Source organism: Bacillus tianshenii (assembly GCA_020524525.2).
GTDB lineage: Bacteria > Bacillota > Bacilli > Bacillales > Bacillaceae_N > Bacillus_AV.
The window spans coordinates 3181363-3195291 of the sequence record CP129018.1; the positions used below are offsets into that span (position 1 = coordinate 3181363).

Genomic DNA, 13929 nt, shown 5'->3' on the forward strand with positions numbered 1-13929 from the left:
CTATCACAATTATTGATTTTGTTTAATGCTCGCCTCAATAAAGTCACGGAATAACGGCTGAGGACGAGTTGGTCGAGAAGTGAACTCAGGATGGAACTGAGAAGCTACGAACCAAGGGTGATCTTTCACCTCAACGATTTCTACTAAACGGCCATCAGGGCTTGTACCAGAGAATACAAAGCCTTTCTCCTCCATCATTTGACGATATTGATTGTTAAACTCATAGCGATGACGATGACGCTCATAGATGACTTCATCACTATATGCTTCAAAAGCAGCTGTATCTTTTTGTAACTTACAAGGATACAGTCCTAGACGAAGTGTTCCACCTAAGTCTTCGACATCTTTCTGTTCAGGTAGTAAGTCAATTACTGGGTAAGGTGTTAGTGGATCAATCTCAGCTGAATGAGCACCTTTTAACCCAAGCATATTACGAGCAAATTCAATTGATGCTAATTGCATACCTAAGCAAATCCCTAAGAAAGGCACTTTATTCTCACGTGCATAACGAATCGCTTCAATCTTCCCTTCAATACCACGGTCACCGAAGCCACCAGGTACAAGGACACCGTCAACATCTGAAAGAAGCTCTGTTACATTTTCCGCGTTCATTTGCTCAGAGTTAATCCATTTCACTTCAACATCCGCATCAAAGGCAAAACCAGCATGACGCATTGCTTCTACAACGGAGATGTAAGCATCCTGTAATTCAACATACTTCCCAACAAGACCAATTTTCACTTTGCTCTTAAGGCTTGACACTTTCTCAACAAGTGCTTTCCACTCACCCATATCAGCAGGATCACTTGTTAGGTCAAGATGTTCACACACAATCTGGTCGAAGTTTTGCTCTTGCAGTGTAAGTGGTACTTCATATAGGTTCTTCGCATCACGCGCTTCAATAACTGACCGCTTGTCAATGTCACAGAACAACGCAATCTTGTCCTTCATATCTTCTGAAATCGGCTGTTCTGTACGCATAACGATAACATTTGGCTGAATACCAAGCCCACGAAGTTCTTTCACACTGTGTTGCGTTGGTTTTGTTTTCATTTCGCCTGCTGCTTTAATATAAGGAACAAGCGTACAGTGAATATACATCACATTGTTATGACCAACATCACTTTTGATTTGGCGAATTGCTTCTAAGAAAGGCAAGGATTCGATATCCCCCACCGTTCCACCAATTTCAGTGATAACAACATCAGCATTCGTCTCACGGCCAGAACGGAAAACACGCTCTTTGATTTCATTTGTGATGTGAGGGATAACTTGCACTGTTCCGCCAAGATAGTCCCCACGGCGTTCTTTCTTCAATACAGTTGAGTACACTTTACCAGTAGTGACATTGCTGTATTTGTTCAAGTTAATATCAATAAAGCGCTCATAGTGGCCAAGGTCAAGATCAGTTTCTGCACCATCATCTGTTACGAATACTTCCCCGTGTTGATAAGGACTCATTGTACCTGGGTCAACGTTAATATACGGGTCAAACTTTTGAATTGTCACATTCAATCCACGGTTTTTAAGTAATCGACCTAGAGATGCAGCAGTAATCCCTTTTCCTAATGATGAAACAACACCGCCAGTAACGAAAATATATTTAGTCATCTATGTTCCCCCTCATATTCTATAAATCATTATTTACAAAAAATTGTCCAATTATCATCCATGGGGGTTATATTTTGCATACAACCATATCAAAGCACCTTTGCCCTATAGATTTGAGAAAAGCTGTAAGGTGATTTAAAAAATAAAAAAACAAAAGTGGCACACCTAAAGAAAGTATAGGGAGCACTTTTGTTTTATATTTTAACTAGTATTATGGTTCAATATTATTTTTTAGAGCCCAAAAAGTATTCTACCGTTACTCTAAGATTAAAGTCAAGACCTTTTCTTATTGTTCGTCTTCTTCATCATCATCTTCGTCATCATCATCATCATCTAAATCAAAGTCATCTTCGTCGTAGTCATCTACTTCATACTCTTCTTCGTCAACTAAATCGTCATCATCTGTATCATTTGTTACGAAATCGTCGTCATCATCGTCATCTAAATTATCGTCACTGTCAGATTCAAGATCATCTGTATCATCTTCATAAATATCATCATCATCTACAAGAGGCTTAGCAACTTTCTTCGATGACTTCTTCTTTTTCTTCTTCGGCATTGTCATTTCTTCATCAATTTGCTCAACTGGATACCAGCGGCGTAATCCCCATAGATTATTACCTAAGTTGAGGAAACGTCCATCAATATTGATATCTGTGTAGAACTGGGCAATACGTGCATCTAAATTCTCTTGTGAGAACCCTTTATGCTCTGCCACTTTCTTTGCTAATGTATAAAAATCAAAAACTTGACGCTCTTCTTCTAATAAGTAAAACGCAAGGTCAATCATAGACATTTCATTCAATTGTTCCGGAGAAAAATCTGCAATACTCACATTAACCCTTCCTTTCTAGTGCATTTTTCAAATTGCTGTGCTCATGCTATGTATGCTATTACTTCAACATATCACGTTCAACATTCGAAAAAACATATCTTTCATTATAAACAAAAGGAAACGATTTATGCTAGCTTACAAGCATAATTTTTGAAAAGAAAACTTGCCGAAAGCATACACAACTTAAAAACATGATCTGTCCTTTTTCCAAGGGAAACTTATGAGCTTACTTTCATCTAAGACTGGAATCAAGAATACGTGAAACACACCACTAACTTAATAAAAGCGGTGTGAGCGGAGCTTTCTTTCTATAAAAGCCCACACTTTTTTAAATATTTATGGCATATAGTACAGCTTACCTCTTCCATTCCTAAGCGTAGCTCCGCCCTTTTTCCATAAGAGTCCAATTTAATTGTATGCCTATTTTCTTTATTCAGCAACTATTGTCTGTCAAAGACAAAAGCACCCCACAAAAGAATGGGATGCTTCTAATGTTACATATTACGACGGTACTGTCCGCCAACCTCATACAATGCTTGTGTAATCTGTCCAAGGCTTGCATATTTAACTGTTTCCATTAACTCAGCAAAGACGTTTCCGCCGTTTACAGCCGTTTCTTTCAAGCGTTGAAGGGCTTCTGCATTCATATCACCATTGCGCTCTTGGAAAGCACGCAAGTTGTTAATTTGCTGCTCTTTCTCTTCTTTTGTAGCACGCGCAAGCTCAATGCTATTAAGCTCCTCTTCAGAAGGTGGGTTTGGATTCAAGTATGTGTTTACGCCGATAATTGGAAGCTCACCTGTATGCTTCTTCATTTCATAGTGCATAGACTCATCTTGAATTTTTCCACGTTGATATTGAGTTTCCATCGCGCCAAGAACGCCACCACGGTCATTAATACGCTCGAATTCTTGTAATACTGCTTCTTCAACCAAGTCTGTTAACTCATCAATGATGAACGAGCCTTGAAGTGGGTTTTCATTTTTCGTTAAGCCGAATTCTTTTGTAATAATCATTTGAATAGCCATTGCACGACGTACAGATTCCTCTGTAGGTGTCGTAACTGCTTCATCATAAGCATTTGTATGAAGAGAGTTACAATTGTCTTGAATCGCAATTAAAGCCTGTAACGTCGTACGAATATCATTGAAATTCATCTCTTGAGCATGAAGTGAACGCCCAGATGTTTGAATATGATATTTCAATTTCTGACTGCGCTCGTTTGCACCATATTTTTCACGCATAACAGTTGCCCAGATACGACGTGCTACACGGCCGATAACCGTATACTCTGGATCAAGGCCATTACTGAAGAAGAACGACAGATTCGGTGCAAAATCATCAATATTCATACCGCGGCTTAAGTAGTATTCTACATACGTAAAGCCGTTTGCCAATGTGAAAGCAAGCTGTGTGATTGGGTTTGCACCCGCTTCTGCAATGTGATAACCAGAAATCGAAACAGAATAGTAGTTTCGTACTTTATGATCAATAAAGTATTCTTGAATATCACCCATTAAACGCAATGCAAATTCAGTTGAGAAGATACATGTATTCTGTCCTTGGTCTTCCTTCAAGATGTCTGCTTGAACTGTACCACGAACGACATTTAATGTTTCTTCTTTAATATTTGCATATTCCTCTGGGCTTGGCTCGCGACCATTTTCCTCTTTGAAGTAATAAACTTGTTGATCAATTGCAGTGTTCATGAACATTGCCAAAATAATTGGTGCAGGACCGTTGATTGTCATTGAAACAGACGTTGATGGTGCACAAAGATCAAAGCCAGAATACAGCTTCTTCATATCTTCAAGCGTACAAATGCTTACACCACTTTCGCCGACTTTCCCGTAAATGTCTGGACGCTCATCCGGGTCTTGACCATACAATGTTACAGAGTCAAAAGCGGTACTTAAACGCTTCGCTTCATCATCTTTCGATAGGTAATGGAAGCGGCGGTTTGTACGCTCTGGTGTTCCTTCACCCGCAAATTGGCGCTTTGGATCTTCCCCTTTTCGTTTGAACGGGAATACACCAGCTGTGAATGGGAAGTAGCCAGGAGCATTCTCACGATAATTCCATTTCAGAATTTCGCCCCAGTCCTTGTACTTTGGAAGAGAAACCTTTGGAATAAGTGTGCCTGACAAGCTCTTTGTTTTTAATTCTGTCACAATTTCTTTATCACGAATTTTCACGACATATTCATCTGCCGCATACTTTTTCAAGCGTTCAGGCCACTCTTCAAGGATTTTCTTCGATTCAGGTGTTAACTTTTCTTCGTATGAATGTTTAACTGCTTCTAATGAAGCAACGACTTCTTCATTTGTTTCACGCTTCTTTACTTCCTCCAGAGTACCCTCAAGCTGATACAGCTTACGAGCAACATCTGCTTGCTCAGTAGACTTATTGTGGTAATCACGCACTGTCTCAGCCAAGTCACGCAAGTAGTAACGACGGTCATTTGGAATAATGACATTTTGCTTTTCTACTAGGTTAGATTTGTTGAAGCTCGTCTCAAAGTCTGTACCACACTTCTTGTTAACAGCTTCAATCAACGCTGCAAACAATGTATTTGTTCCAGCATCATTAAATTGACTTGCGATTGTGCCGTATACAGGCATTTCTTCTAAGTCTTTATCAAAAAGGTTATGGCTGCGTTGGTATTGCTTACGAACTTGACGTAACGCATCCTCAGAGCCTTTACGTTCAAATTTGTTAATAACAATCAAGTCAGCAAAGTCGATCATATCGATCTTCTCAAGCTGTGATGGTGCACCAAATTCGCTTGTCATCACATACATCGATACATCTGTCACTTCCGTAATCTCTGCATCCCCTTGACCAATTCCACTCGTCTCAACAACGATAAAATCAAATCCAGCTGCTTTAACAACTTGAATGGCTTCTTTAATCGCAAGAGAGAGTTCTGTCTTTGAACCACGAGTTGCTAAGCTGCGCATATAAATTCGTGGGTTAAAGATCGAGTTCATACGAATACGGTCACCAAGAAGGGCACCGCCAGTCTTCTGCTTTGTTGGGTCAACAGAAAGAATCGCCATTTTCTTGTCAGGAATTTCGTTTAAGAAACGACGTACAAGCTCATCTGTTAACGAGCTTTTACCTGCTCCACCTGTACCTGTGATACCAAGAACAGGAACCTGTTTCAACTCGACATTTGCCATCTTTTCTTCTAAAACAGATGCAGCTTCCGCATTTCCTGTTACAGTATTTTCTGCAGCAGTAATCCATTTTGCAACCGTTTTGAAATCATTGATTGTCAGATCTTCAAGATCCTCTGTCGCAGTTTGGAAGTCACACTCTTTCACCATTAAGTTAATCATGCCTTGCAAGCCAAGCTCACGACCATCTTCAGGTGAGAAAATTCGCGCAATTCCGTATTCATGCAATTCCTTAATTTCACGAGGAACGATTACACCACCGCCGCCTCCGTATACGCGGATATGGCCTGCTCCTCGTTCTTGTAATAAGTCATGCATATATTTGAAAAATTCTACGTGTCCACCTTGGTAAGAAGAAATTGCAATCCCTTGTACGTCTTCTTGAATTGCAGCATTCACGATTTCTTCAACTGAGCGATTGTGACCTAGATGGATAACTTCGGCTCCACTTGCTTGAATGATACGACGCATAATATTAATTGATGCATCATGCCCATCAAACAAACTTGAAGCTGTAACAAAACGCACATGGTTCTTCGGTCGATATACCTCAACGTTTGCCATTCACTTTCTCCCCTTTTATGTGAAATACTAATTCGTAATCCCCTTTGCCTTACGTTTATAAATAAGACCTTCAAGCAGGTTATCAATTTGAATTGCTGTGTATTCCTCTAACGTATAGAGCTTTTGCAAAATCCAACGTCGGAAGCCCCACATTTGACCTTGCACAAAAATGTTATGAGCAATAAGCTTAATTTCGTCTTCGTTCAAATCAAATTCACCATTGTCCACACATCCGCGTAGTACCTTTTCAAACATCGCAACCATTTCCACTTCCTTTTGTAACACGTAAGGAAGTGCATCTTTTGTTAATGATTTTGCTTCTTGATACATAACAAGTACTTCATCTTGCATTTCATCCATGACAATAAAATATGAAGTGACAGCTTCCTTAAGACACTGAATATCACCACGGTCTAAGTCCATTGAATCTTGTAAACGCTGATGTACCCGTTCATAGATCGAATCGCATACTAAATAAAGCACGTCTTCTTTCTTCCGGATATATTCATATAATGTACCAATGCTAAAACCAGATGCTTTTGCAATCTCACGGGTGGTGCTGCGGTGAAACCCTTTTTCAATAAAGAGTTTAACGGCTCCTTTAATCATTTGATCGCGCCGTTTTTGTACTAATTTTTCGTCTTTCACTGAAGCAGGAACTTCCCGTTTACTCACCCTCATCCCTCTTTCTGCTGCCTTCTCAACGAATGCGCCCTCCCTCAAAAACAAGTTTGAAAGAGGGCATTTGAAAAATTATTTTGTTAGCATTCTTGAAATGACAAGGCGCTGAATTTCATTTGTTCCTTCATAAATTTGCGTAATCTTTGCATCACGCATATATCGTTCAACTGGATAATCCTTAGTATAACCATAACCACCGAATACTTGCACAGCTTCCGTTGTAACTTTCATCGCTGTGTCACCAGCAAATAGCTTCGACATTGCAGACTCTTTTCCGTATGGAAGGCCTTCAGATTCTTTCCATGCTGCTTGATATGTTAACAGTCGTGATGCTTCTACAGTTGTTGCCATATCAGCTAGCTTGAAACCAATACCTTGTTGTAATGCAATTGGCTTGCCGAATTGAACACGTTCTTTCGCATATTCAACTGACGCATCTAGAGCACCTTGCGCGATTCCAACTGCTTGAGCAGCGATACCATTACGACCACCGTCTAATGTCATCATTGCAATTTTGAACCCTTCGCCAAGCTCTCCAAGCATGTTTTCTTTCGGTACACGGCAATTGTCAAACATAATTTCAGTTGTAGGTGATGAGCGAATACCTAATTTCTTCTCTTTCTTACCTACTGAGAATCCAGGGAAATCACTTTCTACGATAAATGCACTCACACCTTTATGCTTGCTTTCTGGATCAGTAACAGCAAATACGATATAGATATCAGCAATACCGCCGTTTGTAATAAAGATCTTTGAACCATTTAGGATATAGTCGTCTCCATCAAGCTTTGCAGTCGTCTTCATACCACCTGCATCAGAACCTGAACCTGGCTCTGTTAAACCGTATGCACCAATTTTCTTACCTTGAGCCATTGGCTTTAAGTATTTTTGCTTTTGTTCTTCCGAGCCGAATTTGTATACAGGCCATCCAGCTAATGAAACGTGTGCTGAAAGTGTAACACCTGTTGACGCACAAACGCGTGATAATTCTTCAACTGCGATAACATATGCTAAATAATCAAAGCCACTTCCGCCGTACTCCTCTGGCCACGGTACCCCTGTTAACCCTAGCTCTGCCATTTGGTCGAAAATTTCACGATCAAAGCGTTCCTCTTCATCACGCTCTTCAGCAGTTGGTGCAACGACCTCTGTCGCAAACTCACGGACCATTTTTCTTAACATTTCGTGCTCTTCAGAAAGTTGAAAATTCATTGTACATAATCCCCCTTTAATTTACTAGCAGAAAAAATTTCTAATTATTTTATTAAACCACGGCTAATAACAAGACGTTGAATCTCACTTGTTCCTTCATAAATCTCAGTAACTTTCGCATCACGGAAGAAACGTTCAACCGGATAGTCTTTTGTATAGCCATAACCGCCATATACTTGGATCGCTTCTGTCGTAACTTCAACCGCTGTACGTGAAGCAAACAACTTCGCCATTGACGCCTCTTGACCACATGGGATGTTAAGAGACTTTAAGTTTGCAGCTCGGTAGACTAAGAGCTTCGCACCTTCTACAGCTGTTGCCATATCAGCCAACTTAAAGCCTAAGCCTTGTTGAGCTGCGATAGGCTTTCCAAATTGGACACGCTCTTTTGCATAATCTGTTGCATGCTCTAATGCAGCCTCTGCAATTCCTAGTGCTTGAGAGGCAATTCCGATTCGCCCTACGTCTAAATTGGACATCGCAATTTTAAAGCCTTCGCCTTCTTTTCCAAGCATGTTTTCAGCAGGAACTCTGCAGTTATCAAATGAAAGTGTTGTTGTCTTCGAGCCATGAAGCCCCATCTTGCGCTCATTTTTACCGACTGAGAAACCAGGTGTATCCTTCTCAACGATAAATGCTGTAATACCCTTGCTTCCTTTTTCCGGTTCAGTTGAAGCAAATACGATATACGTTTGTGCTTCGCCCCCGTTTGTAATCCACATCTTCGAACCGTTCAATACATACTCATCGCCATCACGAACGGCACGTGTCTTCAAGCTGCCTGCGTCAGACCCTGCGCCTGGCTCTGATAAGGCGAAAGCACCGATATATTCTCCAGCTGCAAGTTTCGGAATATATTTTTGCTTCTGTTCTTCTGTTCCGAAGTAAAGTATTGGGTTAGTCCCTACGGATGTATGAACTGATAGAATAACCCCAATTGTTGCACTTACTTTCGATAACTCATTAATCGCGATAATGTAAGAAGTGAAATCCATTTCAGAACCGCCGTACTTTTCTGGAATGGTAATCCCCATTAAGCCTAGCTCTGCCATCTTTTTGAGAATTTCACGTGGGTATTCATCGTTTTCTTCCATCTTTTCAATCATCGGTGCGATTTCACCTTGAGCAAAATCACGTACCATTTTTCGCATCATTTCTTGTTCTTCAGTGAAACGTAAATCCATAACTGCCCCTCCTGTTGGTTTGTAAGCTGATTGAATAGCTCGTTCAACGAAAATTAATATTGATAGAAGCCGCGTCCTGTCTTACGTCCAAGCCATCCAGCTTTCACGTATTTGCGAAGTAATGGGCATGGACGGTATTTGTCATCCCCAAATCCTTCATGAAGCACTTCCATAATGTATAAGCATGTATCTAACCCGATAAAGTCAGCTAGCGTTAACGGTCCCATTGGATGGTTCATACCGAGCTTCATGACTTCATCAACTGCTTCAGGTGTAGCAACACCTTCATACACTGTGTAAATTGCTTCGTTAATCATTGGCATTAAGATACGGTTTGAAACGAAGCCAGGGAAGTCATTTACTTCAACAGGTACTTTATTTAATTTCTTCGTCATTTCTTCAATTGCAGCGTAGACTTCGTCTGTTGTTGCAAGCCCACGAATAATTTCAACAAGTTTCATTACTGGTACAGGGTTCATGAAGTGCATACCGATTACAAGCTCAGGACGTTCTGTAACAGCCGCAATCTCAGTGATAGGAAGAGATGAAGTATTTGTAGCTAGAATTGCATGGTCTGGTGCAATTTGATCTAGTTGTTCGAAGATACTGCTCTTAATTTTCATATTTTCAGTTGCTGCTTCAATAACAAGGTCAACTTTAGCTGCACTGTTAATATCAGTGGATGTTTGCATGCGTGAAAGCACACCGTCTTTTTCCTCTGAAGTCATGCGTTCTTTGTCGACTTGACGTTGCAGGTTTTTGTTGATATTCCCTAGACCGCGCTCTAGAAATTCTTCTTTTAAATCTTGCAAGATAACATCGTAGCCAGCCATTGCACATACTTGTGCAATCCCTGAGCCCATTTGTCCTGCGCCAATTACCATTACCTTTTCAATTTTCATTACCTTTTCCCCCTTAATTAAGAATACTGCTAATCTATGAAACATACGGACAGGAGCTTAGAACTTCTTCTAAACTCCTAATCCTTTTACATTCAGCTTACACTTCCACCATTACTGCATCGCCTTGTCCGCCGCCGCTACAAATCGCTGCGATTCCAATACCGCCGCCGCGTCGCTTCAATTCATGAATTAATGTCAGAATGATGCGTGTTCCACTTGCACCAATTGGATGGCCAAGAGCAACTGCTCCACCATTTACATTAACCTTCTCTGGGTCAAGGTCTGCAATTTTGCTGCTTGCAAGTGAAACAGCTGCAAATGCCTCGTTAATTTCAAAAAGATCAATATCACTTAATGACTTACCAGTCTTCTCAAGTAACTTGTTAATAACAAGTCCTGGCGTCTCAGGGAAGCGATGTGCCTCAACTGCAAGTGCTGTGTGACCAAGAATCGTTGCCATCACTTCTTTACCTTCTTTGCTTGCCCGCTCTTCTGACATTAAGACAAGTGCTCCTGCACCATCATTAACACCAGGCGCGTTTCCTGCTGTAATCGTGCCATCCTTACCAAATGCAGGACGAAGCTTTGCAAGTCTCTCGGTAGTTGTGCCTTCGCGAGGTGCTTCATCTGTATCTACAACGACAGGGTCACCTTTGCGCTGTGGTACTTCTACTGCAACAATCTCTTCAGCTAGCTTGCCGTTTTTAGTTGCTTCAAGAGCTCGTTCATGACTACGAGTAGACCATTCATCTTGTTGTTCACGTGTTAAACCAAATTCTTCAGCGGTTCCATTTCCGTATGTTCCCATATGTACACCTTTAAAGGAACAAGTCAAGCCGTCATGTACCATTGAGTCAACAACTTTTCCATCACCCATACGCATTCCCCAACGAGCTTTTGGCAAGAAATATGGGGCATTACTCATTGACTCCATACCACCTGCAACAATTACTTCTTGGTCGCCGCAACGAATGATTTGGTCACCTAAGGACACGCTTCTCATTCCTGAAGCACACACTTTATTAATTGTTTCAGTTTGTACTTCCCAAGGGATTCCTGCATTACGGGAAGCTTGGCGAGAAGGGATTTGCCCTTGTCCCGCCTGCAATACGTTCCCCATTAAGACTTCGCCGACATCTTCAGGTGCTACTCCAGCTCTTACTAATGCTTCCTTAATTGCAAGTCCGCCAAGTTCTGATGCTGTTAATGAACTAAGAGCTCCTCCAAATTTTCCAAAAGGTGTACGAGCCCCGCCTACAATTACTGTTCGTGTCATTGTTTTTCCCCCTTGTTATGATTGAACGCTCGCTCAGCATAAGAGAGAGGCAATGTTTGTCACATCACCTTTCCCCCATCCTAGCATTCTATTATTGAACGATTGCTTCTTCTCTCGGACCGCAAACAGAACGCTCTAAGATTTCCGCAATATCCAATGTTTGTACGTCCTCTTCCACTTCTTTCGCTTTCGTTCCATCGCTTATCATCGTTAAGCAGTACGGACAGCCACTACTAATGACAGAAGGATTGACAGAAAGAGCTTGTTCTGTACGCGCCACATTAATACGCGTTCCTGAATCTTCTTCCATCCACATCAGTCCGCCGCCAGCTCCACAGCACATTCCATTCTCACGGTTACGATCCATTTCAACGACTGTAACACCCGGAACAGCTTTCAAGATTTCACGAGGCGGATCATACACTTCGTTGTAGCGGCCTAAATAACATGAGTCATGGAAGGTAATTGTTTCATTAACTTCATGTGTCGGCTTCAATCGACCTTCTTGAATCCATTGTGCAAGTAATTCTGTATGGTGATAAACTTCCCCTTCAAAGCCAAAGTCAGGGTACTCGTTTTTCAACGTATTGTATGCATGAGGATCAATTGTAACAATTTTCGTTATGCCATTCTTTTCGAACTCTTGAATGTTCTTACCTGCTAAATCTTGATATAAAAATTCATTTCCAAGACGGCGTGCTGTATCGCCTGAATTTTTCTCTTTGTTACCAAGAATAGCAAATTTAATGCCTGCTTCATTCATTAGCTTAGCAAATGATAAAGCAATCTTTTGACTGCGGTTATCGTAAGAACCCATTGAACCAACCCAGAAGAGATATTCAAATTCTTCGTCTGACTTTTTAAGCTCTTTAATTGTTGGTGCATGTACATCCTCACGAGCATCGCGCCAGTTTTCACGCTCTTTACGGCTAATTCCCCAAGGGTTACCTTGACGTTCAATGTTTTGCATCGCGCGCTGTGCTTCAGGGTCAAGCTTACCTTCAGTAAGAACAAGGTAACGACGAAGGTCGATGATTTTTTCTACGTGCTCATTCATAACTGGGCATTGATCTTCACAGTTACGGCACGTTGTACAAGCCCAAATTTCTTCTTCGGTAATTACGTCACCGATAAGGCTCGGACTATAATCAAGTGCAGCAGCACCTTCTTCTGCGCCTGCAGCAGCTGACTGCATCGCAAGCTGGTTACCTTTTGTGTTATTAAATGCGAATGTTGGTACCCAAGGTTTGCGTGATGTTACAACAGCACCTTTTTCTGTTAAATGGTCACGCATTCTTGTCATAAGTTCCATCGGTGAAAGCATTTTACCTGTGCCAGTAGCAGGACACATATTTGTACAGCGTCCACATTCTACACAGGCATAGAAATCAATCATTTGACCTTGATAGAAATCTTCAATCTTTCCAACACCAAATGATTCAGCTTCTTCATCTTCGAAATCAATTGGACGAAGCTTCCCTGGTGCATCAAGACGGTTGAAATAAACGTTTGCTGGTCCTGCAATTAAATGTGCATGCTTTGATTGCGGTACATACACTAAGAAAGTTAAAAGAATGAATAAGTGTACCCACCAAGCAAAATAGAAGATACCTGTAGCAACTGTCGGGTTAAGCCCCGCAGCCATTGTGGCAATCGCAGATGCGATCGGTTCACTCCATGATCCTTCATGACCATGCCAGATAAGATCCATTCCGTTACCTACAAGTACAGAAACCATTAATGTTCCGATAAAAATCAATACTAAACCTGCTTTTAAACCACGCTTTAAGCGAACAAGCTTTTCAATATAACGGCGATAAAACGCCCAAATAACCGCGACTAAAATGACTAACGTCACAATCTCTTGGAAAAACGTAAATCCAGGGTAAAGCGGCCCTAACGGCAGGTGTGTACCCGGGACAAGACCCTTCCAGATAAAATCAAGTGCTCCAAATTGAACAAGTAGAAACCCGTAAAACATCATTACGTGAATCGTACCGCTCTTCTTATCTTTCAAGAGCTTTTTCTGACCGAAAACGTATATCCCAATTTTTCTCATACGTTCTTTTACATTTTCATCAAACTCATCTTTTTTCCCAAGCTTGATATATTCAAGACGTGTTTTTACTACATAAGCAAATAGATAAAGCCCGTAAGCCATAACTACTAAAAATGCAATCCAGTTCACTAGAAGTAATGAACCCACAAATCACAACCCCTTTCCTGTCCACATACTGAAGTATGCGACAACGGTGCTTCTCCCTGTCGAATATTTCCTGACAGCGCTTTCTAGGCTGTCAAATAAATTTAGTGACTTATTTCTGCCTGACTTAGGTCGTTTCGATCCCCCCTTGAGTGCGAAAAACATTTTTAACCGCGTTAATTTTCTGACAACATTATAACATAAATTTAATAATGAATGAGCATTCAGTCAACAGTTTTTTATAAAAAATTTCGGAAAAAAGATAAATTTATTTAAATTTCT

At 41.0% G+C, this 13929-nt stretch carries 9 protein-coding genes; all 9 read right to left on the bottom strand.

Translation table 11 applies throughout. The annotated features are described in order from the left end of the window. Nucleotides 1-9: 9 nt before the first annotated feature. Complete coding sequence (locus LC040_15965) at nucleotides 10-1611, bottom strand: CTP synthase (GenBank protein ID WLR50742.1); 1602 nt, start codon at nucleotides 1609-1611, stop codon at nucleotides 10-12. Between the two features lie 286 nt (nucleotides 1612-1897). Then, complete coding sequence (rpoE, locus tag LC040_15970; GenBank protein ID WLR50743.1) at nucleotides 1898-2446, bottom strand: DNA-directed RNA polymerase subunit delta; 549 nt, start codon at nucleotides 2444-2446, stop codon at nucleotides 1898-1900. Between the two features lie 494 nt (nucleotides 2447-2940). Beyond that, a complete protein-coding gene (locus tag LC040_15975; GenBank protein WLR50744.1) occupies nucleotides 2941-6189 on the bottom strand; it encodes a methylmalonyl-CoA mutase family protein in 3249 nt (1082 codons plus the stop codon). 27 nt (nucleotides 6190-6216) lie between these two features. Next, complete coding sequence (locus tag LC040_15980; GenBank protein WLR50745.1) at nucleotides 6217-6864, bottom strand: TetR/AcrR family transcriptional regulator; 648 nt, start codon at nucleotides 6862-6864, stop codon at nucleotides 6217-6219. A gap of 78 nt (nucleotides 6865-6942) precedes the next feature. Beyond that, nucleotides 6943-8082, bottom strand: coding sequence for an acyl-CoA dehydrogenase (locus LC040_15985; protein WLR50746.1), 1140 nt, complete (start codon nucleotides 8080-8082; stop codon nucleotides 6943-6945). 44 nt (nucleotides 8083-8126) lie between these two features. Beyond that, nucleotides 8127-9266, bottom strand: coding sequence for an acyl-CoA dehydrogenase (locus LC040_15990; protein WLR50747.1), 1140 nt, complete (start codon nucleotides 9264-9266; stop codon nucleotides 8127-8129). 53 nt (nucleotides 9267-9319) lie between these two features. Further along, entirely contained in the window at nucleotides 9320-10168 is an 849-nt protein-coding gene (locus LC040_15995) for a 3-hydroxybutyryl-CoA dehydrogenase (protein ID WLR50748.1), read from the bottom strand. 97 nt (nucleotides 10169-10265) lie between these two features. Beyond that, nucleotides 10266-11444: an acetyl-CoA C-acetyltransferase gene (locus tag LC040_16000; protein WLR50749.1), complete on the bottom strand. Its 1179-nt coding sequence runs from the start codon at nucleotides 11442-11444 to the stop codon at nucleotides 10266-10268. Between the two features lie 91 nt (nucleotides 11445-11535). After that, entirely contained in the window at nucleotides 11536-13650 is a 2115-nt protein-coding gene (locus LC040_16005) for a (Fe-S)-binding protein (GenBank protein ID WLR50750.1), read from the bottom strand. Between the last annotated feature and the right edge of the window lie 279 nt (nucleotides 13651-13929).